The sequence below is a fragment of the Salinispora fenicalii genome, assembly GCF_000514815.1.
In the GTDB taxonomy this organism is placed as follows: Bacteria; Actinomycetota; Actinomycetes; order Mycobacteriales; family Micromonosporaceae; genus Micromonospora; species Micromonospora fenicalii.
In genome coordinates, this window is the sequence record NZ_AZWQ01000021.1 from 51,824 (window position 1) to 76,859 (window position 25,036).

The 25,036-nt window shown below is 71.3% G+C and carries 21 protein-coding genes; 15 read left to right on the forward strand and 6 right to left on the reverse strand.

Annotated features, from left to right (window positions below; translation table 11 throughout):
* Positions 1-263: 263 nt before the first annotated feature.
* Positions 264-1,037 carry a 4-hydroxy-tetrahydrodipicolinate reductase gene (gene dapB, locus B116_RS0111300; RefSeq protein WP_018722052.1) on the forward strand — a complete coding sequence of 258 codons (774 nt, stop codon included), beginning with the start codon at positions 264-266 and terminating at the stop codon, positions 1,035-1,037.
* Between the two features lie 94 nt (positions 1,038-1,131).
* Here dapB and B116_RS0111305 read toward each other — a convergent pair whose 3' ends face one another.
* Entirely contained in the window at positions 1,132-1,713 is a 582-nt protein-coding gene (locus tag B116_RS0111305) for a GNAT family N-acetyltransferase (RefSeq protein ID WP_018722051.1), read from the reverse strand.
* Between the two features lie 35 nt (positions 1,714-1,748).
* Between B116_RS0111305 and B116_RS0111310 the strand changes: the two genes are divergently transcribed.
* The 6 genes from B116_RS0111310 (at position 1,749) to B116_RS0111335 (ending at position 8,707) form a co-directional block, all read left to right on the forward strand.
* A complete protein-coding gene (locus B116_RS0111310) occupies positions 1,749-2,987 on the forward strand; it encodes a glycosyltransferase family 87 protein (protein WP_027660149.1) in 1,239 nt (412 codons plus the stop codon).
* Positions 2,988-2,997: 10 nt separating this feature from the next.
* The gene (locus B116_RS0111315) at positions 2,998-4,227 is read left to right on the forward strand and encodes a winged helix-turn-helix domain-containing protein (RefSeq protein WP_027660150.1); all 1,230 of its coding nucleotides are present in this window, start codon (positions 2,998-3,000) and stop codon (positions 4,225-4,227) included.
* Positions 4,224-4,934: a DUF2752 domain-containing protein gene (locus B116_RS0111320; protein ID WP_027660151.1), complete on the forward strand. Its 711-nt coding sequence runs from the start codon at positions 4,224-4,226 to the stop codon at positions 4,932-4,934. Before B116_RS0111315 ends, B116_RS0111320 begins: the two co-directional genes overlap by 4 nt.
* 315 nt (positions 4,935-5,249) lie before the next feature.
* Positions 5,250-5,993: an FAD-dependent thymidylate synthase gene (gene thyX / locus B116_RS0111325; RefSeq protein ID WP_026189578.1), complete on the forward strand. Its 744-nt coding sequence runs from the start codon at positions 5,250-5,252 to the stop codon at positions 5,991-5,993.
* A gap of 46 nt (positions 5,994-6,039) precedes the next feature.
* The gene (gene dapA, locus B116_RS0111330) at positions 6,040-6,966 is read left to right on the forward strand and encodes a 4-hydroxy-tetrahydrodipicolinate synthase (RefSeq protein WP_018722047.1); all 927 of its coding nucleotides are present in this window, start codon (positions 6,040-6,042) and stop codon (positions 6,964-6,966) included.
* Positions 6,967-7,018: 52 nt separating this feature from the next.
* Positions 7,019-8,707 (forward strand): ribonuclease J, encoded by a 1,689-nt coding sequence (locus B116_RS0111335; RefSeq protein WP_018722046.1) that lies wholly within the window; start codon positions 7,019-7,021, stop codon positions 8,705-8,707.
* 36 nt (positions 8,708-8,743) lie between these two features.
* Here the strand turns inward: B116_RS0111335 and B116_RS0111340 are convergent, their stop codons facing one another.
* Positions 8,744-10,378 carry a type III secretion system chaperone family protein gene (locus tag B116_RS0111340; RefSeq protein ID WP_018722045.1) on the reverse strand — a complete coding sequence of 545 codons (1,635 nt, stop codon included), beginning with the start codon at positions 10,376-10,378 and terminating at the stop codon, positions 8,744-8,746.
* The gene (locus B116_RS0111345; protein ID WP_027660152.1) at positions 10,375-10,851 is read right to left on the reverse strand and encodes a type III secretion system chaperone family protein; all 477 of its coding nucleotides are present in this window, start codon (positions 10,849-10,851) and stop codon (positions 10,375-10,377) included. The genes B116_RS0111340 and B116_RS0111345 overlap by 4 nt, the downstream gene beginning before the upstream one ends.
* Before the next feature lie 112 nt (positions 10,852-10,963).
* Between B116_RS0111345 and B116_RS0111350 the strand changes: the two genes are divergently transcribed.
* On the forward strand, positions 10,964-13,429 hold the full coding sequence (locus tag B116_RS0111350; protein WP_027660153.1) for an FtsK/SpoIIIE family DNA translocase: 2,466 nt from the start codon (positions 10,964-10,966) through the stop codon (positions 13,427-13,429).
* Between the two features lie 51 nt (positions 13,430-13,480).
* On the opposite strand, the gene B116_RS0111355 is transcribed toward B116_RS0111350, so the two are convergent.
* Positions 13,481-13,795 carry a DMT family transporter gene (locus B116_RS0111355; protein WP_025619211.1) on the reverse strand — a complete coding sequence of 105 codons (315 nt, stop codon included), beginning with the start codon at positions 13,793-13,795 and terminating at the stop codon, positions 13,481-13,483.
* 100 nt (positions 13,796-13,895) lie between these two features.
* Between B116_RS0111355 and B116_RS0111360 the strand changes: the two genes are divergently transcribed.
* The 7 genes from B116_RS0111360 (at position 13,896) to pspM (ending at position 20,183) form a co-directional block, all read left to right on the forward strand.
* The gene (locus tag B116_RS0111360; protein WP_027660154.1) at positions 13,896-14,816 is read left to right on the forward strand and encodes an ornithine cyclodeaminase family protein; all 921 of its coding nucleotides are present in this window, start codon (positions 13,896-13,898) and stop codon (positions 14,814-14,816) included.
* Between the two features lie 161 nt (positions 14,817-14,977).
* The gene (gene rimO, locus B116_RS0111365; protein WP_027660155.1) at positions 14,978-16,501 is read left to right on the forward strand and encodes a 30S ribosomal protein S12 methylthiotransferase RimO; all 1,524 of its coding nucleotides are present in this window, start codon (positions 14,978-14,980) and stop codon (positions 16,499-16,501) included.
* A 65-nt stretch (positions 16,502-16,566) separates the two neighbouring features.
* Positions 16,567-17,157, forward strand: coding sequence for a CDP-diacylglycerol--glycerol-3-phosphate 3-phosphatidyltransferase (gene pgsA, locus B116_RS0111370; protein ID WP_026321685.1), 591 nt, complete (start codon positions 16,567-16,569; stop codon positions 17,155-17,157).
* Between the two features lie 26 nt (positions 17,158-17,183).
* Positions 17,184-17,714, forward strand: a complete 531-nt coding sequence (locus B116_RS0111375) for a CinA family protein (RefSeq protein WP_027660156.1) — start codon at positions 17,184-17,186, stop codon at positions 17,712-17,714.
* Positions 17,715-17,915: 201 nt separating this feature from the next.
* Positions 17,916-18,368 carry a helix-turn-helix domain-containing protein gene (locus B116_RS0111380; protein ID WP_018722037.1) on the forward strand — a complete coding sequence of 151 codons (453 nt, stop codon included), beginning with the start codon at positions 17,916-17,918 and terminating at the stop codon, positions 18,366-18,368.
* 140 nt (positions 18,369-18,508) lie between these two features.
* Entirely contained in the window at positions 18,509-19,384 is an 876-nt protein-coding gene (locus tag B116_RS0111385; protein WP_018722036.1) for a PspA/IM30 family protein, read from the forward strand.
* A gap of 19 nt (positions 19,385-19,403) precedes the next feature.
* Complete coding sequence (pspM, locus tag B116_RS0111390) at positions 19,404-20,183, forward strand: phage shock envelope stress response protein PspM (protein WP_027660157.1); 780 nt, start codon at positions 19,404-19,406, stop codon at positions 20,181-20,183.
* Between the two features lie 80 nt (positions 20,184-20,263).
* On the opposite strand, the gene B116_RS0111395 is transcribed toward pspM, so the two are convergent.
* Positions 20,264-24,085: a hypothetical protein gene (locus tag B116_RS0111395; protein WP_188116021.1), complete on the reverse strand. Its 3,822-nt coding sequence runs from the start codon at positions 24,083-24,085 to the stop codon at positions 20,264-20,266.
* Positions 24,073-24,951 (reverse strand): helix-turn-helix transcriptional regulator, encoded by an 879-nt coding sequence (locus tag B116_RS0111400; RefSeq protein ID WP_027660159.1) that lies wholly within the window; start codon positions 24,949-24,951, stop codon positions 24,073-24,075. The genes B116_RS0111395 and B116_RS0111400 overlap by 13 nt, the downstream gene beginning before the upstream one ends.
* Between the last annotated feature and the right edge of the window lie 85 nt (positions 24,952-25,036).

A 25,036-nucleotide genomic window follows, 5' to 3' on the forward strand; every position in this document is an offset into this window, starting at 1 on the left:
ACTACCGCCTGCCGGACCACCCCCGCCTGGCTCCACTCTCCGCCTGGCTCCACCCTCTGCCTGGCTACCTTCGATCGCCCCAGCCGGAGCGCCGGAGGCGATCGTCACCATCGAAGTGCCGTCAACCCTCCTCCGAGGAAGTGCAGCTCAACCGCTCCGGCCGGTAGGGACCGCCAGCCCCCGAATCCCAGGCTGCGGGCACATCGGGCTACCGCGGCCCCACCCGGCGATGCGGATGTCCCGGTTGGGATAGGTTGTCGGCTGTGACTGACGAGCAGGACAAGAGCGCGGACGAGCCGCTCCGGGTCGGTGTGCTGGGCGCCCGTGGCCGGATGGGCATCGAGGTGTGCAAGGCGGTGGACGCGGCCCCCGACATGGAGTTGGTGGCCATGGTTGACCAGGGCGACTGGTTGTTCAACGCCTCCGACGCCGGAGCCGAGGTGATTGTCGACTTCACCACCCCTGACGTGGTCATGGACAACCTGCACTGGTGTATCGACCAGGGCATCAGCGCCGTGGTCGGCACCACGGGCTTCACCGAGGCACGGCTGGAGCGGATGCGCGGCTGGCTGGCCCGGAAGCCCGGGGTGGGCGTGGTCGTCGCCCCGAACTTCGGCATCGGGGCGGTGCTGATGATGCAGTTTGCCGAACGGGCTGCCCGCCACTTCGAGTCAGTCGAGATCATCGAGCAGCATCACCCGCGCAAACTGGACGCACCGAGCGGCACCGCGACGCACACTGCGCGCCTGATCGCGGCGGCCCGGGCCGCCGCCGGTCAAGGTCCGGCGCCGGATGCCACCCGGGACGAGGTGGCCGGTGCCCGCGGCTGTGACATCGACGGCGTACGCGTGCACTCGGTCCGCGCCACCGGCCTCGTCGCCCACCAGGAGGTGCTCTTCGGCGCCACCGGCGAGACGCTGACCATCCGGCACGACTCCTACGACCGGGCCTCCTTCATGCCGGGGGTCCTGCTGGCTACCCGCCAGGTGCGCAGCCGGCCCGGCCTGACGGTCGGCCTGGACACACTGCTCGACTGAGCGTTCGCCCCGCACCGGGGTCGTCCGGGAGCCGGGCTCCGCATTCGGGAGCCCGGACCCCGTGTTCCGGACCCCGTGTCCGGGAGCCGGGTCGTCAGGGAGTCGAAGTCGGCTCCGCGGGGACCGCAACGTGTAGTCGTACCTGGGCGACCAGCATGTCGTCCACGTCGAGCGCGCGGGTTGCCCCGTCCGGCTCCCACCCGGCGCCGGTCAGAAACCCCCGGGTCGCCGCATCGCCGTCGAACGCCCACGCCACCGCGCGGGTGAACCCGTCGTCGCGCCAGTGGTCCACCGCCGCGGCGAGCAAGCGGCTGCCGTGCCCCCGCCGACCCCAGCGCGGCTCCACCAGCAGGTCGGTGACCGCGACGACGTCCGGGCCAAGCGCCTCGGCGGGTTCGCCCGGCGCCTGGGCTTCGGCGTCGGCCGGACCGGAGGCGGCGAAGCCCACCAGATACGATTGCTCGGCCTGTTCGACGGCGACCAGCACCCGGTGGGCAGCCGAGGGCGGCTCTTGCACCGCTGCGGTCCACCGCTGGGCCAGCCACGCCTCGTCGAGGTTCGCGAGCACCTGCCGGGGCAGGATGCGGCGGTACGCGACCCGCCAGGTCGCGAGCTGGATGCGTGCGATGTCGCCGGCGTCCTGTGGACGTGCTGGGCGGACGTAGCCGAGAGCCATGGCACGAAAGCCTACGCAGGGTGGAGGAGGCGACGATGGCGCAGGGTGCCAGGCGAACGGTCCGACAGGTGATCGGTGTGGTCGGGCTCGCCGTCGGGGTGGCCCTGTTCCTGTCCGTGGCGGCGATGCGGCACGGCTTTTTTGACCTCGGGGTCTACTACGGCGCGATCCGCTACTGGGTGCACGACGGTGGCGAGATCTACGACTTCTTGCGCCCGTTCACCCAGTACGGCTTCACCTACCCGCCGTTCGCCGCCCTGGTCATGCTGCCGATGGCGTACGTCTCTTGGAACGTGGCGATCGTGCTGAGCGTCTCCGCGAGCGTGGTGGTCACCCTGGTGCTGTTCTGGTGGCTGCTTGACCCGATCTCGCGCCGCGCCGGCTGGACCCGCTGGTTCGCCATCGCGGTAGCGTTCTGCCTCGTCGCGGCGTATGAGCCGATGCGGGAGACGGTGAACTTCGGCCAGGTCAACATGTTGTTGCTGTTCCTGGTGGCGGTGGACCTGCTGCGACTACTGCCCTCGGGTAGCCGGTGGGCCGGCACCACCATCGGACTGGCCACCGCGATCAAGCTGACCCCGGGGATCTTCATCGTCTACCTGCTGGTGACCGGGCGCTGGCGGGCAGCGGTAACCGCGATGGGCACCGCCGCCGGCGCAACCCTGCTCGCCGCTGCCCTCTTCCCGGATGCCTCCCGGGAGTTCTGGACCGAGGCGCTGTGGAACACCGGCCGCGTGGGCGAGCTCTCCTTCGTCTCCAACCAGTCCCTCCGTGGGGTGGTGGCCCGGCTGAATCCGGAGGATCCGAGCACCGTCGCCTGGTTGGTGCTGGTGGTGGCCGTACTGGTGCTCTGGGCGTGGCGGGCCCGGTCCGCGGTGGCGGCCGGTGACGAGGCGACCGGGCTGGCGCTGACCGGTGTGCTGATGTGTCTGGTCAGCCCGGTCACCTGGGTGCACCATCTGGTCTGGCTGCTGCCGGCGCTCCTCCTGCTGTTGGATAGCGCGATGACCGCGCCCGCCGGCAGCCGTCGGCGTCGCTGGCTACTGGTGGCCGTGAGCGTCGCGTACGTGTTCCTGATCAGCCGGATCGTGTGGGCCTGGGAGCGGGACTTCTCCGGGATTGACGGCTTCCTCGGCAGCAACACGTACGTCTGGATCAGTCTGGCCCTGCTGGCGTTTCTGCCGATCCGGACCGCGGCGGACCGGGCTGCGGCCGGGACGGCCGGGCGGGAGGAGCGGGATCAATCCCGTACCGGTGTCGTACCGGTGACCTAGTGTCCCCGTGATGACCGCGCCGGAATCGCTCTCGCTCGCCCAAGCCCGACGGATCACCCTGGCAGCCCAGGGCTTCACCGACCCGTCGCCGACCGGTGTTCCCACGCGCCGGCACCTGCGTCGCGTGCTGGACCGGGTTGGCCTGATTCAGCTGGACTCGGTCAACGTGCTCCAGCGGGCGCACTATATGCCGCTCTACAGCCGCCTCGGCCCCTACCCGACGGCGCTGCTCGACACCGCTGCGTACCGCCGACCCCGGGAGCTCTTCGAGTATTGGGGGCACGAGGCGTCGCTGGTGCCGGTCGCGTTGCAGCCGGCGCTGCGCTGGCGGATGGCGCGCGCCCGTAGCCAGGCTTGGGGTGGCATGCGCCGGATCGCCGAGGAGCAGCCCGATCTGGTGGCGTGGGTCCGGGACGAGGTAGCGGCCCGTGGACCGATCACCGCCGCGGAGATTGAGCACGACGCTGACCGGGTGACCGGCAACTGGGGCTGGAACTGGTCCGCGGCGAAGCAGGCGCTGGAGTACTTGTTCTGGTCCGGCGAGGTGACGGCCGCCGAGCGTACGACGTCCTTCGCCCGCCGTTATGCCCTGCCGGAGCAGGTGCTGCCGGCGGCTGTGCTCGCGACGCCCACCCCGAGCGACGCCGAGGCGTACCGGACGCTGGTGGCTGTGGCCGCCCGCTCCCTCGGCGTGGCAGCGGAGCCGGAGCTGCGGGACTACTTCCGGTTGCCACTGGTGCAGGCTCGGGCGGCGATCGCCGAGCTGGCGGAGGCGGGTGAGCTGATCCCGGTGACCGTGTCGGGCTGGCGGCAGCCGGTCTGGCTGCACGCCGAGGCCCGGTTGCCCCGTTGGGTGCGGGGCAACCGGCTGGTCAGCCCCTTCGACCCGCTGGTCTGGGAACGGGGCCGCACGCAGCGGTTGTTCGACTTCAGCTACCGCATCGAGATCTACGTCCCGGCGCCGAAGCGGGTGCACGGCTACTACGTGTTGCCGTTTCTTCAGGGGGAGCGGTTCACCGCCCGGGTCGACCTGAAGGCCGACCGGAAGAGCGGTGTGCTTCTCGTGCCGGCAGCCTGGCAGGAGCCCGGCGTCGATGCGGGTGAGACGGCGCTCGCGCTCGCCGCCGAGTTGTACCGGCTGGCCGGCTGGCTGGGCCTGGACGCCGTGGCGCCACCGATGGCAGGTGACCTGGCGGTACCGCTGGCCGCCGCCCTCAGAAGCGTGGCGGGTGTACCGTGATCGACGTGACGAGCGTTGACGGGCCGCAGAGCCGGGCCGCCGCGGCGACTGATGCCCCGCCCCTTTCCGACGATGCTGTGCGGCCCTCGGAGGGTGCTGCCGGGCCCGCTGACGGTGCTGTGCGGCCCTCGGACAGCGTTGCCGGGCCAGCTGACGGTGCTGTCTGGACGTCGGATGTTGCTGGCCAGCGATCAGCGGCTGCTGCCCCGGCGCCTGATGGCTGGCCGGTGGGGGCGGTACCGGTCTACCCGGCTCCGCAGCCGGACCGACTGACCCGATTCGTACTCCGCCTCCACGAGCGCTCGCCTCGGTGGGCGGCGCCGCTGGCCGCCTTGGGCTGTGTCGGCGCCGGCATCAGCTACACGCTGCTGATCGACCCGACCCGGTCCGCGCCGGATGCGGCCCCCACCTGCATGCTCAAGCTGACGACCGGGCTCGACTGTCCGGGCTGTGGCGGTACCCGGGCCCTGTGGTACCTACTGCACGCCGACCTGCCGGCCGCTGCCCGGCACCATTTTCTCCTCGTCTTCGTGCTCCCCTTCCTGGCGTACCTGTTCGTGGCGTGGGCGGGCCGGCAGGCCTTCGGGTGGCGGTTACCCGAGCTGCGGATCAGCAACAAGCTGATCGGGGTTTTCCTGGCCGCCTGGTTGGCTTTCTCAGTGGTGCGTAACCTGCCCTGGGCGCCATTCACCGCGCTCTACGTCTGACTCTTCCTCGCCTTCGCGCTGCTGCCGCTGCCTGCCTTTGCTGCCAGCAAACCGCGTTCGCCTGCGTCGGCTCCGTGGCGGCGACTCCCGGACGACCTTGTCCGACCGGGCTTTGCGCTGCGGTCGACAAGGGGCGGCGGTCGACTAAGGGTGGCGCTCACCACACGCCCACCGCCTCTTCCCGTCGCGCCTGTACTCCCGTCGCGCTTGTGCCCGCCCCGGGGAGTGTGGCGGCCAGAGTCTGATCTTCGTCGACTGCGGGGTCCGATTTCCGTCGGCGCCGGTCGCGCCACTACAGTCGCAGGAATGCCGGACATGGTGCAGCCCCAGGTCAAGCTCATTGCGTGGACCCAATTCGCGGCCCCAGACGACGTTGGGTGGTCGACTGACGCCGACGGGGGGCAGGCGCTCGCGGAGTTCGCTGGCCGGGCCTGCTACCAGAGTTGGAAGAAGCCAAACCCGGCGACGGCGACCAACGCCGGCTACCTCGCCCACATTCTCGAGGTGGGCCACCTGAGCGTGTTGGAGCACGGCTCGGTGAGCTTCTACTTCACCGGGGTGTCGCGGTCGCTCACCCACGAGTTGATCCGGCACCGGCACTTCTCGTATTCGCAGCTGTCCCAGCGGTACGTGCCGGAGCGGGACGCCGCGATGGTGGAGCCGGCCGTGATCGCCGACGACCCGGAGCTGCACAAGCGGTTCGTGGAGGCCGCCGAGGCGAGCGTACGGGCGTACACCGAATTGCTGGAGGGCCTGGAGCAGCGCTTCACCGACGAGCCCAACGCCACCCTGCGGCGTAAGCGTGCGCGGCAGGCGGCGCGGGCGGTGCTGCCGAACGCCACCGAGACCCGCATCGTGGTCACCGGCAACTACCGGGCGTGGCGGCACTTCATCGGTATGCGGGCGACCGAGCACGCCGACGTGGAGATCCGCGAGCTGGCGGTGGAGTGCCTTCGCCAGTTGCAGGGGGTGGCTCCGAGCGTCTTCAACGACTTCGTGATCTCCTCCCTGCCCGACGGCACCGAGGTGGCGGCCAGCCCGCACGCGGAGGTGTCCTGAGCCCTTCCCCGTCGGGGGCTCGGAGGTCGTCCGCTAGGTTGGACGCATGACGAGTGACCTCCCCGACACTCCCCCCCGGACGGCCTCCCGGCCGTTCGGGCGGGTGCTCACGGCCATGGTGACACCCTTTACCGCCGACGGTGCGCTCGATCTGGACGGTGCGACCCGGTTGGCGAACTACCTGGTCGACGAGCAGGGCAACGACGCGCTGGTGGTCAACGGCACCACCGGTGAGTCGCCGACCACGACCGACGCGGAGAAGGAACGCCTGATCCAGACGGTGGTCGCGGCCGTGGGCGATCGAGCCAAGGTGGTGGCCGGGGTCGGGACCAACGACACCCGGCACACCATCGAGCTGGCCGCTGCCGCGGAGAAGGCCGGAGCACATGGCCTGCTGGTGGTGACGCCGTACTACAGCAAGCCGCCGCAGGCGGGCCTGGTGCGACACTTCACCGCGGTGGCCGACGCCACTGAGCTGCCGGTGATGCTCTACGACATTCCGCACCGCGCCGGGGTGGCGATCGAGACCGAGACGCTCGTCCGCCTCGCCGAGCACGGCCGGATCGTCGCGGTGAAGGACGCCAAGACCGACCTGACCGCCACCAGCTGGGTGACCAGCCGGACCGGCCTGGCTTTCTACTGCGGTGAGGACCCGCTCATCCTGCCTGCGCTGGCGGTGGGGTCGGTCGGGGTGGTGGGCACGTCGACCCACTTCACCGGGGCGCGGACCCAGGAGATGATCCGGGCGTTCGAGGCGGGAGACAACGCCACGGCGCTCGCCCTGCACCGGCGGCTGCTGCCGCTGTACACGGGTATCTTCCGGACTCAGGGCGTGATCATGGTGAAGGCCGGCCTGGCGGCGAAGGGACTGCCCGCCGGTCCGGTCCGTTCCCCGCTGGTGGACGCCACCGCCGACCAGCTTGCCCAGCTCCGCGCCGACTGTGCGGCGGCGGGCCTGGACCTCCCTGAATGAACGAACGACACGACGGACGCCGGGTGACGGCGTCGCAGAATGAGGTGAACGCGTGACCGAGGCGCGAATCGAGACAGAACTGCCGCCGCCGCTGCCCGAGGGCGGGCTGCGGATCATTCCGCTGGGCGGGCTCGGCGCCATCGGTCGGAACATGACCGTCTTCGAGTACAACGGGAAGCTGCTGGTCGTCGACTGCGGCGTGCTCTTCCCGGACGTGGAGCAGCCGGGCGTGGACCTGATCCTGCCCGACTTCGCCCCGATCCTGGATCGTCTCGACGACGTGCAGGCCATCGTGCTCACGCACGGTCACGAGGACCACATCGGCGCGGTGCCGTACCTGCTCGCTCACAAGCCGGACATCCCGCTGGTCGGCTCGGAGTTCACCCTCGCCCTGGTTGAGGCGAAGCTCGCCGAGCGGCGGATCCAGCCGTACACGCTGACGGTGCGGGAGGGCGGTCGGGAGCAGCTGGGCCCCTTCGAGTGTGAGTTCTTCGCGGTCAACCACTCGATCCCGGACGCGCTCGCCGTGGCCATCCGCACCCCGGCCGGTCTGGTGCTGCACACCGGTGACTTCAAGATGGACCAGCTCCCGCTGGACGGTCGGATCACCGACCTGGCCGGCTTCGCGCGGCTCGGCGCCGAAGGGGTGGACCTGCTCCTGTCCGACTCCACCAACGCCGAGATTCCCGGCTTCGTCACGCCGGAGCGGGAGATCGGCCCGGTGCTCGACTCGATCTTCGCCAAGGCTCGGGGCCGGATCATCGTTGCGTCGTTCGCCTCCCACGTGCACCGGGTTCAGCAGGTCTTCGACTCCGCGGTGGAGCATGGTCGCAAGGTGGCCCTGATCGGCCGGTCGATGGTGCGCAACATGGGCATCGCCCGCGACCTCGGGCTGCTGAACATCCCACCTGGGCTGGTTGTCGGGCTCGACGAGGCCACCAGCATGCCGCCCGACCAGATCGTGCTGATGTCGACCGGCAGCCAGGGTGAGCCGATGAGCGCGCTGGGCCGGATGGCCAGCGGTGATCACCGGCACATCACCATCGCCCCCGGCGACACCGTGGTGCTCGCCTCCTCGCTGGTGCCCGGCAACGAGACCTCGGTCTACCGGGTAATCAACCGGCTCGCCCGGGCGGGTGCCGTCGTCGTGCACAAGGACGTGGCCAAGGTGCACGTCTCCGGGCACGCCCCTGCCGGCGAGCTGCTTTACCTGCTCAACATCGTTCGGCCGAGCAACCTGATGCCGGTCCACGGGGAGTGGCGACACCTGCGCGCCCACGCCCGGCTGGGCATCGAGTCCGGCGTCGCCGCCGATCGGGTGGTGCTCTGTGAGGACGGCGACGTGGTCGACCTGGTCGAGGGGCGAGCCAGCCTGGTCGGGCAGGTCAAGAGCCGGTACGTCTACGTGGACGGTCTCGCCGTCGGTGACGTGTCGGAGTCGCTGCTCACCGAGCGACGGATCCTCGGCGACGGTGGGTTCATCGCGGCCACCGTGGTGGTCGACTCGGTCACCGGGAAGGTGGTTGGTGGGCCGACCGTCTCCGCCAAGGGTTTCTCCGAGGACCCGGAGGCGTTCAGCCCGGTGGTGCCGTTGATCACCGAGGCGCTCAACCGGGCCGCCTCCGATGGGATCACCGACCCGCACCAGCTGCAGCAGATTGTGCGACGCACCGTGGGGCGGTGGGTCAACGACGCCTACCGCCGTCGGCCCATGATCGTGCCGAACGTGGTGGAGGTCTGAGCCGAGGCGGGGCGAGGTCGGGGAGCCGGCCCGGGTCTAGGGCAGCTCCGCGACCGCGTCGGCGTACGCCGAGCCGGTGCGTACCGCGGCGGCCAGCAGCACGTCCAGCTGGGTGGGCGCGACCCCGTGGGACAGGTCGGTGCTGACATCACCGGCCAGCACCAGCTCCGCGCCGGAGTCGTGCACGTACGCCGTCGGTAGGAGCCGGTCCTGGTTCCAGGCGTTGCAGAACGCGTACGCCTCGGCACGTCGGTCGGCCGGCAACCGGCGGCTGGCCACGGCGCGTACGTGCAGGACCTCGCCGCGCTCGCCGGTCCGCCGTACCTGGATCAGCGCCTCGCCCCAGCGCCCCACAACGGTGTCCGTGGCGTCCAGGATGTACTGGTCGCCGCGCCGGTCCAGGGCGTTGGTGATCGCTGCCAGGCTGAGCGGGGCGGGCTGGTCGTCCGGTTGGTCGTCCGGTTCGCGGTCGGGTGCGTCGTCGTCTGGGCTCTCGAACGGCAGCGCTACCGGGTGAGCCAGGGCTCGTTCGGTGGCGCCCCGCACGTCCAGCCAGGACGCGATCCGTCCGGACTGGTGCCCGGTGCCGTTGCGCGCGTCGAAGCTGCCGGCGAGCCCGGTGGCCAGGTCGGTCAGCGTCGCCCCGAGGGCGGCGATGTCCAGGTCGGCCGGGGGTCGTTGCCCGTACGCGGGGCGGCGTATCCGCTGCTCGCCGAGGTCGGCGGCGACCGCGACCCCGCACACCAGCGCCCCGGCGGCGGCGAACTCCATCGCGGACAGCTCGTCGGGAGCCCGATCCAGCCGGGGTAGCTGCTCGGTGAGCAGGGCCAGCCCGCGGACCGGGTTCCCGCTGAGCGCGCAGAAGCGCAGGTGCGCCGCGAGGTACGCGAAGCCGGCCCGTTCGCGTCGGTGCCGCTGGTAGGCGCGCACGTGCGCCGCCGCGGCCGCCTCGGTCGCGCCGACCCGGAGCCACGGCAGCATCCCCGCGGCGAGCCCCCGCTCGGGTGCTCCGGTGCAGTCGTCCGGGTCCACGCCGGCCAGGACGTCCAGCGCGGCGGACCACTCCTCCCACCCGGCGAGCAGCTCTGCCCGTCGGACGGCGGCGCAGCTGAGGCAGCCGTCGGCCGGGGTGGCGGGCGTCGCTACCCAGCGGTCGTACCAGGATCGGGCGGTCGGCTCGTCGCCGAGGTGGTCGGCGATCCGGCAGTAGAGTTCGGCGGCGGTCGCGGTGTCGGCGGTGCCGAGGTCGTCGAGGAGGGCCCGGGCCTGGTCCAGGCCCCCACGCGGGCTACCGAGCAGGGCTTCGACCGCGTACCGCCGGTAGCGGGCCAGGGTTTCGTGGCCGTCGGGTGGCAGCAGGTCGGGCCGCCGGTCCACGGCGGCGAGGCAGCGGCGGACCGGTTCGACCAGGCGCCACCGACCTTCGTCGAGTAGGTAGGTCTCGATCAGCGCGAGCCGGGCGTCCAGCGCAGACTGGTCGTCGCCGGCGGCGTCGGCGCGCGCGGCGATCCGTTCCAGCTCGGCGCTGCGGGCCTCGCCGTCGGGGGAGTCCCGGGCGTCGGCCAACTCCTCGGCGAGGGGGCGGCCGTCCCGCCCGGGTCGTTGGCGCCGGGGTGGCCACCCCGGCCAGCCGAACTCTTCCAGCCCACGACCGCCGGGTTGCCCGATCACGACCGCACCCCGCCGGGCAGCCGGGCCACCTCGGTGGCGAGCTGGCAGCCGGTGGTGATGCCGCGGTCGAGGAGCCGGTCGAGTTGGTGTGGGGTCACCCCGCGCTCGAGGTCGGTGATGACTTCCCCGCAGATTCGCGCCTGACCGTCGTCTTCGACGTGTACGAACGCCTTGGGCCAGAGCCGGTCGTGGTTCCAGGCGTTGCAGAAGGCGTGCAGTGCGGGAACGTACTCGATCGCGAACGTGGGTGCCACGACGGTGCGTACCTGCAGTAGCTCCCCGGCGGTCCCGGGCCGCAGGAACCAGATGAGGCTGTCGGCCCACCGGCCGACCAGTTCCCCGGCCGGGTCGGTCTCCACCGTGTATCCCCGTCGGGTGAGTACGGTGGCGATCAGCTCATCGGTGAGTGGGCTCAGGGCGCCCGGGTAGCCGCCCAGGAGGCGGTCCGGAATGTCCCCGGTCGGCGACGCCATGCGGCATCCCTTCTGAGGCGAATATCACGACCGGCGGCGGATTCGCGTGCCGACGCGCGGACACGACCTGGAATAGCGGCGATCCGCCGGGTACCGCCGCTAGGTTGATGCTATGGCGGGCCGTACCTCTCAGGCGAGCCGGCGGCGCGGCGCGTCGCCGCGTGGCAGCGCGAACAACCGTGCCCGGCAGCCGGCGAAGAAGCCCCGCGCTGCCCCCAAGCGTCGTCCACCGGCCCGCACCAACCCGGCCGGCTCGGTGGGCCGGGCGCTCGGGGCACTGTGGATGGGCCTAGCGCACGGGGTGGGCTGGTCGGTTCGCGCCGCCGGCCGGCAGGCCGCCGCGGCCCGCGGCCTCGACCCTGAGCATCGCCGCGACGGCGCCGGGCTGCTGATGCTCGGCCTCGCGCTGCTCAGCGCGGCCAGCATCTGGTTCGAAAAGGCCGGACCGGTGGGGGAGCGGCTGGCCGACACCGTACGGCTGTTTCTCGGTGCGATTGCCGTCGTGGTGCCGGTGCTGCTGATGATCGGTGCCTGGCGGCTGATGCGGGAGCCGACCGTTTCGGAGCATCGGGGGCGGGGCCCGGTCGGCTGGGGGTCCATGCTGGTCGCTACGGCCGCGTTGCTGCACATCGGGCAGGAGCCGACCTCGCAGGTGCAGCGGGACTTCGCGGGCGGCCTGATCGGCGCGGGGGTGGGGAGCCTGCTGGAGCGGGCGGTGACGGCCTGGGTGGCCGTGCCGCTGCTGCTGTTGCTCTTGGTCTTCGGGCTGCTGGTGGTCACCGCGACTCCGATCAACAAGGTTCCGGAGCGGCTGGGTCTGTTGGCCGGCACGGTGGTCGGCACGTCGGCCGACGCGGGGGTCGCCGAGGAGGCCGCGGCGGAGACCGGCAAGCCGGTTCGCAAACGTGCGGCGAAGCGGACGCCGCCACCGCCGCCGGACCCGGATGACTTCGCCGATGATCTGGCGGGCGCGGACCTGCAGGAGACTCTGGTGCTGCCCCGCAAGTCGTCGACGAAGGTGCCGGCGAGTCGGAAGCCGGCGGAGCCGCCGGAGCATTCGCCGCTGCCCACTCGCGCCGAGCAGCTTGCGTTGACCGGGCTGGCGGGCGACTACGCGCTGCCCCCGGCGACCCTGCTGGGCAGCGGTGCCGCCCCGAAGAAGCGCAGCCGGGCCAATGACGAGGTGATCGCCGCGTTGACCGGGGTGTTCGAGCAGTTCGACGTGGATGCCGCGGTCACCGGCTTCACCCGGGGTCCGACGGTTACCCGGTACGAGGTCGAGCTGGGCCCCGGGGTCAAGGTGGAGCGGATCACTCAGCTTTCCCGCAATATCGCGTACGCGGTGAAGTCACCGGACGTGCGCATCCTCAGCCCGATCCCGGGCAAGAGCGCGATCGGTGTGGAGATCCCGAACACCGATCCGGAGAATGTCGCCATCGGCGACGTGCTGCGCTCCCGGGCAGCCACCAGCGATCATCACCCGATGGTGGTCGCGCTCGGTAAGGACATCGAGGGCGGCTACGTGGTGGCCAACCTCGCGAAGACGCCGCACATTCTCATCGCGGGGGCCACCGGCGCGGGAAAGTCGAGCTGTCTGAACTCACTGCTGGTCTCTCTCCTGACCCGGGCCACCCCGGACGAGGTGCGGCTGCTGCTGATCGACCCGAAGCGGGTCGAGATGACCGGCTACGAGGGAATCCCGCACCTGGTCACGCCGATCGTGACGAACGCCAAGAAGGCGGCCGACTCGCTGGAGTGGGTCGTGCGCGAGATGGATATGCGCTACGACGATCTGGCCGCCAACGGGGTGCGGCATATCGACGACTTCAACCGCAAGGTTCGCAATGGTGAGATCACGGCCCCGCCCGGCAGCGAGCGGGAACTGCGGCCGTACCCGTACCTGCTGGTGATTGTGGACGAGTTGGCCGACCTGATGATGGTCGCCCCGCGTGACGTGGAGGACTCCATCGTCCGGATCACCCAGCTCGCCCGGGCCGCCGGTATCCATCTGGTGCTCGCCACCCAACGTCCGTCGGTGGACGTGGTGACCGGTCTGATCAAGGCCAATGTGCCGTCCCGGCTCGCCTTCGCCACCTCGTCGCTGGCGGATTCGCGGGTGATCCTGGATCAGCCGGGCGCGGAGAAGCTGCTCGGTCGCGGTGATGGTCTCTTCCTGCCGATGGGTGCGGCCAAGCCACTTCGAATCCAGGGCGCGTGGGTGACCGAGCGGGAGATCGCCGATGTGGTCCGGTTCTGTAAGGAGCAGCGGGAGCCGGAGTTCCGCTCGGATGTGCTCACCGTGGCCCAGGAGGGCAAGAAGAAGATCGACGAGGACATCGGCGATGATCTCGACCTGCTGGTGCAGGCGGTGGAGCTGGTGGTGACCTCACAGTTCGGCTCCACCTCGATGCTGCAGCGCAAGCTGCGGGTCGGTTTCGCGAAGGCGGGTCGGCTGATGGATCTGATGGAGACCCGCGGCGTGGTCGGCCCGTCCGAGGGCTCCAAGGCCCGGGATGTGCTGGTGAAGCCGGACGAGCTGACGGATGTTCTGGTCGGCCTGCGCGGCGGCGACGACTGACCGCGGCCGCCGTCGTGCCCAGCGGGGCCGGTCTGGCCCCCGGTTCGGCCGTTAGTGGTAGATCTTCAGGCCCACCACTCCGGCGATCACCAGCAGGAGGCAGAGGATCCGGGGCAGGCTGGTTGACTCGTTGAGCGCCACCATTCCCACCACGGCGGTCCCGACCGCGCCGATGCCGACCCAGACCGCGTAGCCGGTGCCGACCGGGATCTCGCGGAGCGCGTAGGCGAGGCCGATCATGCTCAGGGCGGCCGTGATGGCGAAGACGATCGTGGGGACGAGCCGGCTGAAGCCGGCGCTGCGGTCGAGGGCGATGGCCCACGCGGTTTCGAGGAGTCCAGAGATCACCAGCACGATCCAGGCCATTGCCGGACGGTAGCAGCCGCCGGACCGGAGCAGCGCGCTAAAAGTGATCTTCACCACTCTCAGTAGAGCTAAACCTGACTCTATCTTGCAGGATCGGTCCATGCCGCTGCTTCTCACCGACTCTGAGGTCGCTGCCGGGCTCGATGCTCCGACGACCGTCGCCGCGATGCGGGACGCGCTGCGCGCCGCTCACGACGGTCGACTGGTCGCCCCGCCCCGAGCCACCGCGCCGCTGGACGGGGGCCGGATGGTGCTGACCGCCGGGCACCTGGTCGGTCAGTGGTACGGCTTCTGCTCGTACGACACCTTCAGGCTCCCGGGAAGCGAGCAGATGGTGGTGCTACACGACGCTCGTACCGGTGGCGTCCGGGCGGTCGCGGTCGGGGCGGAGCTGAGCTCCCGCCGTACCGGTGGGTTGGGCGGGGTCGCCATCGACGCGCTGGCCCGCCCGGACGCGGTCACCCTCGGGGTGGTCGGCTCGGGCCGGCAGGCGTGGACGCAGGTCTGGGCCGCCGCGGCGGTACGGCCCTTACGAGAGGTGCGCGTGTACAGCCGCTCAGCGGCGCGGCGTACCGCATTCGTCGACCGGGTCCGCGCCGAACTGGGCGTACCGGCGCGAGCAGTTGACTCCGCGGCGGCGGCCGTCGCCGGCCGGGACATCGTGGTGATCGCCACCACCAGCACCACCCCGGTCGTGGACGCCGCGGACCTCGCGCCCGGCGCCCACGTGAACGCGGTGGGCTTCAAGCAGGTCGACCGGCACGAGTTCGGCCCAGATCTGCTGGATCGGGCCGAGGTGCTGGTCACCGACTCGCCGGCCCAGGCCGCGGGGTACGCCCCGCCGATGCTCGCCGCCCTACCGCCGTACGTCGGACGGCTGCGCGACCTGGGTGCGGTCCTGGCGGCGGCGGTGCCCGGCCGGACCAGCGTGGACCAGATCTCCGCCTTCTGCTCCACCGGCCTTGGCGGGACCGAGATCTTCCTGCTCGATCGCATGGTCCGGATCGCCGCGACGGTCTGACCTGCCGCTGCGGCCCGGCGGACCGCAGCGCACCTGCCGCCGCGGCCCGGCGGGTTGGCTGACCTGCCGCTGCGGCTCCGGCGGGCCAGCTCCGGCGGGAGCCCGTTCGAGGCCTGCCGCTGGCGGTTGCCGGGAGGCCAAACCGCGCCCGGTACCCTCGGATGGTGTCTGCCACCCCTCCCGCACCCGCCGACGGCCGCCGCGTCGCCCTGCTGACCCTGGGCTGTGCCCGCAACGAGGTCGACTCCGAGGAACTGGCTGCCCGGCTGCACTCCGAGGGCTGGCAGGTGACCACCGACGGTGAAGGCGCCGACGTGGTGGTCGTGAACACCTGCGGCTTCGTCGAGAAGGCCAAGCAGGATTCGATCCAGACGCTACTGGCCGCCGCCGAAACCGGCGCGAAGGTGGTGGCGGCGGGGTGCATGGCCGAGCGGTACGGGCGGGAGCTCGCGGAGAGCCTGCCCGAAGCGCAGGCGGTGCTGAGCTTCGACGACTATCCGGACATCTCCGATCGACTCGGAGCGGTGCTCGCCGGGACCGCGGTTGCCGCGCACACCCCGCGGGATCGGCGGGAGCTCCTACCGCTCACCCCGGTACGGCGGGCGGAGGCGGCGGTGTCGTTACCGGGCCACGGCACCCCGGCCGCTGTGGCGCAGCCCGGTGTGCGTTCCGCTCCGATCGAGGTCGACGAGCGTACGCCGGCGCATCTGCGCCCGGTGCTGCGGCGCCGGCTCGACACCGGACCGGTCGCGTCACTCAAGCTGGCCAGCGGCTGCGACCGACGGTGCGCCTTCTGCGCCATCCCCACCTTCCGCGGTGCGTTCGTCTCCCGTCCGCCGGAGGCGCTGCTCGCCGAGGCGGAGTGGCTGGCCAGTACGGGTGTGCGGGAGCTCGTGCTGGTCAGTGAGAACTCCAGCTCCTACGGCAAGGACCTGGGCGACCCGCGGGCACTGGAGAAGTTGCTGCCCCAGCTCGCCGCGGTGGACGGCATCGTTCGGGTGCGGGCGAGCTACCTCCAACCGGCGGAGACCCGGCCCGGTCTGGTCGAGGCGATCGCCACCACGCCGGGCGTCGCCCCGTACTTCGACCTGTCGTTCCAGCACTCCAGCGAGCCCGTGTTGCGGCGAATGCGTCGGTTCGGCTCCACCGATCGGTTCCTGGAGCTGCTGAGCAGCATTCGGGCGCTGGCTCCGGAGGCCGGCGCGCGGAGCAACTTCATCGTCGGGTTCCCCGGCGAGACCCGGGCCGACGTCGCGGAGCTGGTCCGCTTCCTGGAGGAGGCGCGGCTGGACGCGATCGGGGTGTTCGACTACAGCGACGAGGATGGCACCGAGGCCGCCGGTCTGCCCGGCAAGGTCACCGCCGCCACCGTCAAGCGCCGCTACGACCGGCTCAGCGGACTCGCCGACGAGCTCTGCGCGCAGCGGGCCGAGCAGCGGCTCGGCTCGACGGTGCAGGTGTTGGTGGACTCGGTCGACGGCGGTGTGGTGGAAGGCCGGGCCGCACACCAGGCTCCCGAGGTGGACGGCTCGACCACCCTGGTCGCGCCCGCCGAAGGCGGGGTGGACCTGGCCGCCCTGCGCCCCGGTGACCTGGTTCAGTGCACGGTCACCGCCACGGAGGGCGTGGACCTGGTCGCCGTACCGGATGCCATGATCTCGGCGGCTCCTGGCGTGGCACGGTGACGGTGGGTCCGGGGGACTCGGCCGGCGCACCCGATGTGGGGCCAGGCCGGCGGCGGGACGCGGCGATGACCGGAGCGGCGGAGCCAGCCCCGGCGGCTCCCCGGGTGCCGGTGCTCAACGCCGCCAACGCGTTGACGCTACTGCGGCTGGTGCTGGTGCCGGTCTTCGCTGCCTCGGTGGTCGTCTCCGAGATGACGCATGTCGGCTGGCGGATCGTGGCCTGCCTGATCTTCGTCGGGGCTGCCTTCACCGACTTGGTGGACGGGTGGATCGCTCGCCGGTTCGGGCTGGTCACCTCGGTGGGCAAGGTGGCCGATCCGATCGCCGACAAGGCGCTCACCGGCGTCGCGCTGCTGCTGCTCTCCTTCTACGACCAGCTTCCCTGGTGGGTGACGGGAATAATCCTCCTGCGGGAGCTGGGCATCACCGCGCTGCGGTTCTGGGTGATCCGGCACGGCGTCATCGCCGCCAGTCGGGGCGGGAAGATTAAGACGGCCCTGCAGACCCTGGCAATCGTCTGGTACCTCTGGCCCATGCCGGCGCCGCTGGACCTGGTCGGACCATGGGTCATGGGTGCCGCGGTGGCGGTTACGGTGGTTAGTGGCCTCGACTACGTGGTGCAGGCGCTGCGCCTGCGGCGGCGAGAAGCGGGCTGACCAGGTCCGGCGAAGGGGGAGCCAGCATGGGGCTGGGAGCGGACGGCGAGCGGCCCGCCGAGGGCCCGGCCGCCAGCATCGTGCATGACCTGGCGGAGCGGCGGGAGACGCTCGCCACCGTCGAGTCGCTGACCGGTGGCCTGCTCGCGGCCACGATCGTGGAGGTCGCCGGGGTGAGCCGCGTCTATCGCGGCGGGCTGGTGGTCTACGCGACTGAATTGAAGTCCCAGCTGGCTGGAGTGCCGGCGGAGCTGCTTGCGAAGCGCGGTCCGGTCGACCCGGAGGTGGCCGTGGCGCTCGCGCTGGGAGGCCGGCGACGGTGCGCCGCCGACTGGGCCCTGGCCACCACTGGGGTGGCCGGACCGGAGCCGCAGGCCGGTAAGCCGGTCGGCCTGGTCTACGTGGCGGTGGCCGGTCCGAGCGGCAGCGTAGTCCGGCGACTGGAGTTGGGCGGGGGCCGTGATCTCATCCGGTCCGCCACCGTGGTGCAGGCGTTTCGACTGCTGGCCGAGCAGGTGGCCGGGGTGTCCCACGATGCCGCCGGCGGTGGTGCATAGTGACACCGACCGTGATACGGTCGGCACTCTTTGTCGACAGCGTTGCCGTTCGGTGGGCTCGCCGGCCCGCAGCTTGATGTGGCAGGCGGGGCGGTATGTCGGCCAAGCCAACACCGGGTACGGTTGCGGGAAGGTTCCGGTGGTCGGGGCCCGGATTCCCCGGGTCGTCGAGGCACGGAGTGTTCCTCCAGGGGAGGTGCGATGGTCCTGCTACGCCGGCTAATTGGTGACGCGCTACGGACACGCCGGCAGGGGCAGCACCGCACCCTGCGCGAGGTTTCCTCTGCCGCCAATGTCAGTCTCGGCTACCTCTCCGAGATCGAGCGGGGGCACAAGGAGCCGTCGAGCGAGCTGCTGGCCGCCATCTGCGACGCGCTTGGCGCCCGCCTCTCGGAGCTGTTGCGTGAGGTGAGCGACACGGTGGCGCTCGCCGAGCAGATGTCGGGAGTGCTGGTGCCGGTTCAGGAGGAGCCGACCGGGCAGCAGCCCGCCCCGGTCCCGGCCGCCAGCCGCGGCAAGACCGCCGGTCGGGCGGTCCGCCAGGTCTCCGCGGACGGCACTGTGTCGGTGCAGGTCCGCCAGGATTCGCCGCTCAAGGCGACCCTGCACACCCGGGTTCGCACAACGGACCGGGATGTGGTCTGCGCCGCCTGAGCGCGCGTAAGGTTGATCGTGGCCCCGCTGCGTTGTCGGCGGCTGCCCAAACTGGCATCCGCCTGCGACGATGGAGCCACCGCCGTCGTGGCCGGCCAGGTCGCGGTCGGCCGCGACGCTAGTGAGGGGATACCGCGGAGATGGCGAACCCGTTCGTCAAGGGTTGGAAATATCTGATGGCGCTCTTCGGCACCAGACTCGACGAGCGTGCCGATCCGAAGGTGCAGGTCCAGCAGGCGATCGAGGAATCTCAGCGGCAGCACCAGTTGCTCGTCCAGCAGGCCGCCGCGGTGATCGGTAACCAGCGGCAGCTGGAGATGAAGCTGTCCCGGCAGATGTCCGAGGTTGAGCGGTTGCAGGGCAACGCCCGCCAAGCCCTGGTCCTGGCCGACCAGGCCCGCGCTCGGGGCAGCGTCGCCGAAGCCACCCGCTACGAGCAGTCCGCCCAGGCGCTCGCCACCCAGCTGGTCACCGCGGAGCAGGCCGCCGAAGACCTCAAGACCCTGCACGACCAGGCACTCGGCGCGGCGGCGCAGGCGCGTAAGGCGGTCGAGAACAACGCGATGATTCTCCAGCAGAAGCTCGCCGAGCGGGCGAAGCTGCTCAGCCAGCTCGAGCAGGCCAAGATGCAGGAGAAGGTCGCCGCGTCGCTGGAGTCGATGTCCGCGATCACCGCCCCGGGTACCACCCCCACCTTGGACGAAGTGCGTGAGCGCATCGAGCGGCGCTACGCCAACGCGATGGGCCGCGCCGAGCTCGCCGGCAACTCGGTCGAGGGGCAGATGCTCGACATCCAGCAGGCCGCCGTCGACGCGGCCGGTTCCGCCCGACTCGATCAGATCCGTGCCGGCATGGCCGGGGAGCAGCTACGCGGCGCGGTCGAGCGGCCCGCCGTTCCCCGCCCCGAGCAGCAGGGTGCTCCGGTCGCCGACCCGGCCGCGGCGGCCCGGCTAGACGAGATTCGCTCCACTCTGGGCCGCGAACGCGGCACCGGGGACAGCAGCGCCGCCGGCTGAGCCGGGTTGGGGAGGGGACGTGGCAGACGAACGGACGCGGTACTTCCGGCGGCTGCGCCGTCGGCGGCGGTCTGCCCGCCGATGGAGTGTCATCGCCGGTGGGCTCGGCGGCGCGGCGGCGGTGCTGACGCCGTACGCCGGTCTGGGGTTGCCCGACGCGGCCTGGGCCGCCGGCGCCGGCGGGGCGATAGTGCTCGCGGCCTGGCGCTGGGCCGACCTGCGGGCGCTCGCCGCCCAGCCGGCGCCGCCGGCGCTGGACCGAGCCGCGGCGGCGGCCCATTCGCGGGCCCGGCTGGTCGCGGCGGTGCAGCGCCTTCCGGCCGGCTCCGGCCTGCTCGCCGAGGCCCACCGGGTGCGGGCCCGGGTCGCGCTGCGCGGTACCAGTGCCGTCGAGCCGTGGGGCCGGCTGGATCGGGCCGGGGCGACCTTCGCCGGCCTGCGGGACCGGCTGACCGGGTTGGCGGCGCCCGCGGTCGCCGAGGCCACCGCGGCCGACCAGTCGCTGCGGGACCTTGCCCTCCAGGTCGCGGAGGTTGAACGGGCCATCCGGGTCGCGCCGCCCGAGACCCGGCCTCAGCTTGAGCAGGCCCGGGCGGCCCTCGCCGACCAGCTGCACAGCGGCGTCGCGGCGTACGAGCGGCTAGTGGGTGCTGCCGCTGGCTACGTGGCCGAGAACGTGCGGTCCGACGTCCAAGAACCTTCGACGGCCCGGCTAACTGAGGCGACCGACCTGCTGCACGGGGTGGCTTCGGCACTGGCGGAGCTGCGCACCACCGACCCCACCTTCCGTACCTCCTGAGGCAACGGAGCTGGCCGCACCGGCGGGTTGCCGGCGCGGTGACTCGACGACGTGACCCTCGGCTGGGCGAACCAGGCCGCTCAGCCGGGCGTTGTCACGGCGATCGGGGTGGTGAAGGGTGACATCCCGACGACGTTGAAGGCGCGGATCCGATAGTGGTAGGTGGCGTGGCGGGCCAGGCCGGTGTTGGTGAACCCCCGTCCGTTCACGGTGAAGGTGGCTACCTTTTGGGTGAACGCCGGGTCCGTGGCCCGCTGCACGGTGAATCCGGCGCCGGACCCGGCGGGTACGCTCGCCGCCCAGCCGAGGATGACCGTCGCCGTCTCCGGTGCGGACGTGGCGGTGGTGACCGTCACCGACTCCGGTACGCCGGGCCGGGGCGGTGTGGATACCTGAGCCACCGTGGACCACGGCGAGGCCGCGCCCAGGTAGGTGGTGCGCACCCGGTAGTAGTAGCGGGTGTCCGGCACCACGGCCGTGTCCAGATGGGTGTCCCCGACGCTGATGGCTGTGGTGCCGGGCCCGCTGGTGAAGGTGGGGTTGGTGGCGCGCTGCACGTCAACGCCGGTGGCGAAGGAGTGGTTGCGCCAGTGCAGCCCCACCCGGAGCGGTGCCGCCGGCGGCACCGCCGCGGCCAGGCCGGTGGGGGCGGTTAGCCGCACCGAGGCGGGCGCACAGTTCGACCAGGCCGAGCAGCTGACGTCGTTCTCCGCCCGGATGCGGTAGTAGTAGGTCACCCCGGGCGTGACGGTCGCGTCGGTGTAGTGGGTGGCGCTGGCGGCCACCGTGATCATGGCGAGCTCAGCGGTGAAGGTCGGGTCCACGGAGCGTTGGAGTTGGTGGCTGGTGGCGGCGGGCCGACTGCCGTTGCCGGTCCAGGCGAGCAGGATCGCTGGCAGCGCGGTGGCCGAGCCGGGCACCGGGGTCGCGGACAGTCCGGTCGGGGCCTGCGGCGCGACCCGCAGCACCAGCGGTCGGCTCAAGCCTTGGTCGCGATAGCCGGCGAGCTGGCTGTACCAGCGGTACTCCCAGCCTAGGTTGACTGGCTGGAGGACCGCCGGCGCAGCCTGGCCGTCGCGCGCTGCCCCGCCGAGGTGCACGCCGGTCGACCGTCCCGGTTCCAGCGTCCGTACGCTGTCCGTGATCTTGAATGGGAGGGGTGGCGCGACCGGGCGCAGCGCGACCACCACATCCTCATGCGGGTTGACCCGGACCACTTGTTTCCAGCCCACCTCGTTCGGGGCTGGTGGGCGCAGCGTGCCGTCCCACCCGGCCCGGTTGATCAGCTGCAGGTCGACACCGTCGAGGCGGACCGGCTGGGTGTGCTGGCTGGCGCCGCGCAGCCGCCACAGCTGCACGCCGCCGCTGGCTGGATCTCCCGGTGCTGTCGGCTCGACGACTGGCACCACTTCGGTGGCCGGGTCGGTCGGGCCGAGTGGCACCACGGCCGGGGTGTGTGGGCCTCCGGGCGGCGGGCCGACCCCGAAGCGGCCGGCGATTCGACCGTACGTGGGCTCGAAGACCTGCTCGATCACTTTCACCGCGAGCGGCAGCAGGACGGGGGACACGTCTTCGGCGGGGGTGAATGCGACCGTGGTGGCATGCACCGGGACGGTGGTCTCCCGCGCCGTGCGGGTGCCGAAGGCGGTGTCGTAGGCCGGCTGCGGCACGATCGGCGGGCGCTGACTGGCCGCGTACGCCCGAGGTAGCCGCTCCTGGAGGCGGGCCAGGTCGTAACGGGGCGCCGGGACACCGGTCACCCGGAACTGCAGCAGGGTACGGGTGTTCGGCCCGTACCCGGGACGGCTCGGTGGTGTCCCACCCTCGGCGGTGTAGTCCGCGGCTTCGGTGTGGTGGTCGTAGCGGGGGTCGAAGTCAGGCAGTGGGGCCGGGGCATCGTTGTAGAGGAGCACGGTGCTGCCGGGGGCGACGGTGGCGAAGTCCACCAGCACATCGGCCTGCTCTCCGGGGGCGAGTAGCAGCGTGTGCCGGTCAACGTTGAGGACGGTGGGGTCGCGCCGGTCGTACCGGTAGGTCACCGGCTGGTTGGGGAGTACCGCGGGGGCGGGTAGGAGGCCCCCGTCGTTGCCGATCTGCACTAGGTCAGGGCCGGCGGCAAGCGGATCCGGTACCCCGCCTTCCCGCCCGTCTGTCGGCCACCGGGTGGGTCGGCCGGGTACCGGACTCGCCGCCACCATCGGAATCTCGCCAGCGTCCGGGTCAGTCAGCTCGCCATCGTCGTTCCACATCGGGCCGGGGGAGCGCGTCTGGTAGAGCTGGAGGTTGAGGCTGCGGTCCAGGCACGCGTTGAGGACGCGGAACCGGTAGGCGCGTGGTTCGACCGCCAGCCAGGGGTACGCGACGCCGTTGATCAGTACCGTGTCGCCGTACGCGGCTGGGACCGCCGATGGGTGGGGTACGCCGGGTGCCATCGGCGGCTCGTCCGAGGCGTCGCCAATCGGGTCGTGGTGTGGGTTCGGGGCCGGCCTCGGTCTGAGGCTGTTGGGTTCGGTTGTGCTGTCGGGCCTGGGGCCGTTGGGCTCGGTGCCGTTGGGGCTGGCGGCGCCATCCGTCCCGAGCTCTTCGGCGGTTCGCGTCCACGGCCCGTAGTCCCAGCGCCCGGTGGGGTTGATGCCGTCGTCGCGGTACGGGTTCTGCCGGGGCTGGTAGATGTGTGGGTGCCAGAGGCTGCCCCGCGCGCCCCACCGGTCGCGGTCCCAGGTCGGGTCGGTGGCGGCCAGCTGGCTGTCGTCGGGTACGAAGGTCTTGTCCTCGAAGACCAGCGGGATCTGGTCGGCGGGCAGCACTCCGTCGGCGACCAGGTCGTCCTCGACTGGCTCGGTGATTAGATAGATACCTATTTGTCCGGAGTAGCTGGTGAGCCGGGCCAGTCCGACAGTGTTGTCGTGGAACGCGAGGAGCCGACCGCTCTGCTCGTTTGGGTAGTACAGCGTGGTGGCGCCCCTGCCGGGTGGTGGCATGTCCGGCACGGGGGTCAGTCCGGGACCGGTCGGGTATGGGGTGATCTCTGCAGCGGGCGTGATCCAATGCCATGGGTTTCCAGCGCTGATCCAACCGGTCTGGACACCAGCGAGGTGCAGCACCGCCCGATTCTGCGGGTATGGTGCCGGCCCGTCGAGTGGCCCGCGACCGGCCCCGTCGATGGTCGGATCAACGGGCAGGAACAGTTCACCGGCTCGGCCGGTGGGAAGCTGGTTGATGAACTTGACCCGTACTGGTCGGCCGCGCCGCGCGACGATCACCGGGCCGAGGTGGACCGGGCATTTCGGTGGGATGACAGTGTTGTGCCCAGTCGAATCGGTACCAAGGTTCAGCTGCCGGTATCCCCGCAGCCGGGTGGCCGGAAGGTCCCGGTGCAGCCGTTGCGCGTACTCCTGCAGACCGATTTCGTAATAGTCGCAGCCCGGGTAGGTGATGGTGTCGGGTACGGCCACCGGCAACCGGCCGGGGTCGTTGGCCGAGCCGAGCGTGGGCAGCGGGTCAACGAATTTGCGGATGCCGGTGCCAGGCACCACGGCGCCATCATCGTCCAGGCTCGGCAGCGGACTGTGGGCGTAGTTCGGTACCGGGCCGAAGTAGCGGGGTAGCGCCGCCGGGTCCAGTGTCGCTGGTGCTGGCCCGGCTGCGGGCCCTGCTGCCGGGGCCGGCGTCGCGGATGTCGGCGGTGCCGTCGCGGTGCCGTCTGCACCTCGGGCCGCCGGCACCAACGGATCGGAGCCATTGGTGGCTTGCGTCGGATCGGTGGCGGGTCGCTCGGCCCAGGGGATCCGGAGTCTGCGGAACAGGTCCATGGCTCTCCCGGCGTTGGGCGCGGTACCGACCACCTCGGTGTGGCGGTGGACGCGCAGAATAGACGGTGTGTGAGCACTTATTTGCAGGATGTGACCTGAGGGGTGGGTTTGGAAGTATCCAATCGTCCCTTTCTGGGCCAGCCCGCCGCGTCGTCCCGGTCCAGGCCAGCGAGGAGACGTAGCCCATCCTCGCTGGGGCTGCCGGGAGAGGCGGACAGCACCAGCAGTTCCACACCGGAGTCGTCCGGTGGTGCGAGGCTTTCCTGGTGCAGTTCCAGCAGCCCGACCAGCGGGTGCCGGTAGGACCGCCGTCCGTGGGGGCGGGCGCGTACGTCGGCACGTGCCCAGAGGCCGCGGAAGCGCTCGCTATTCATCGCCAGTTCGCCGATGAGCGAGGTGAGGCGGGGTTCCTCGGGGTACTTGCCGGCAGCCAGACGCAGGTGCCCGACCACGATGAGGGTGCACGCCTCCCAGTCGGTGTACAGGCCGTGCTCTCTCTCCTCAAGGAAGACGTGCCGGGCGGTGTTCGAGCCCGGCATCGGTAGGCCGTAGAGGAGCCGGGCGAGGCGGTTGCCGGCGAGCACGTCCAGCCGATGATTCATGATCAGTACGGGTGAGTCGGCCATCAGGTCGACGACGCGGAGCAACTCCGGCCGGATCCGCCCACCGGGCATCCGCGCGCGGTGGCGGCGCTGCCGGGCGAGTCTGTGCAGGTGCCCACGTTCGGTCTCATCGAGGCCGAGGACGCGAGCGAGTGCGTCGAGGACCTGGTCGGAGGGCTGGGTCGCGCGACCCTGCTCCAAACGTACGTAGTAGTCGACGCTGACTCCGGACAGGTGCGCGACCTCCTCGCGGCGTAGCCCCTGGACCCGGCGATGCCGGTCGGTGGGGATGCCGAAAGCTGCCGGATCGACCCGGGAACGCCGGGTCCGTAGGAAGCCCGCGAGACTATCCATCCTCCCAGTATTGCCGGGCCACGGCCGGGTGGGTGGTACTGCTGTTACCAGGATGTTCCGTCCGAGGAAGCGGCACCCCTGAATG

Coding starts and splice junctions, on each gene's coding strand:
- B116_RS0111375 (WP_027660156.1), top strand. CDS start 17,184: ATGGGGCTGGGAGCGGACGGCGAGCGGCCCGCCGAGGGCCCGGCCGCC.
- B116_RS0111380 (WP_018722037.1), top strand. CDS start 17,916: ATGGTCCTGCTACGCCGGCTAATTGGTGACGCGCTACGGACACGCCGG.
- B116_RS0111355 (WP_025619211.1), bottom strand. CDS start 13,795: ATGGCCTGGATCGTGCTGGTGATCTCTGGACTCCTCGAAACCGCGTGG.
- B116_RS0111345 (WP_027660152.1), bottom strand. CDS start 10,851: ATGGCGTCGCCGACCGGGGACATTCCGGACCGCCTCCTGGGCGGCTAC.
- B116_RS0111310 (WP_027660149.1), top strand. CDS start 1,749: ATGGCGCAGGGTGCCAGGCGAACGGTCCGACAGGTGATCGGTGTGGTC.
- B116_RS0111400 (WP_027660159.1), bottom strand. CDS start 24,951: ATGGATAGTCTCGCGGGCTTCCTACGGACCCGGCGTTCCCGGGTCGAT.
- rimO (WP_027660155.1), top strand. CDS start 14,978: ATGGTGTCTGCCACCCCTCCCGCACCCGCCGACGGCCGCCGCGTCGCC.
- B116_RS0111315 (WP_027660150.1), top strand. CDS start 2,998: ATGACCGCGCCGGAATCGCTCTCGCTCGCCCAAGCCCGACGGATCACC.
- B116_RS0111350 (WP_027660153.1), top strand. CDS start 10,964: ATGGCGGGCCGTACCTCTCAGGCGAGCCGGCGGCGCGGCGCGTCGCCG.
- B116_RS0111360 (WP_027660154.1), top strand. CDS start 13,896: ATGCCGCTGCTTCTCACCGACTCTGAGGTCGCTGCCGGGCTCGATGCT.
- B116_RS0111305 (WP_018722051.1), bottom strand. CDS start 1,713: ATGGCTCTCGGCTACGTCCGCCCAGCACGTCCACAGGACGCCGGCGAC.
- dapA (WP_018722047.1), top strand. CDS start 6,040: ATGACGAGTGACCTCCCCGACACTCCCCCCCGGACGGCCTCCCGGCCG.
- B116_RS0111385 (WP_018722036.1), top strand. CDS start 18,509: ATGGCGAACCCGTTCGTCAAGGGTTGGAAATATCTGATGGCGCTCTTC.
- pgsA (WP_026321685.1), top strand. CDS start 16,567: ATGACCGGAGCGGCGGAGCCAGCCCCGGCGGCTCCCCGGGTGCCGGTG.
- thyX (WP_026189578.1), top strand. CDS start 5,250: ATGGTGCAGCCCCAGGTCAAGCTCATTGCGTGGACCCAATTCGCGGCC.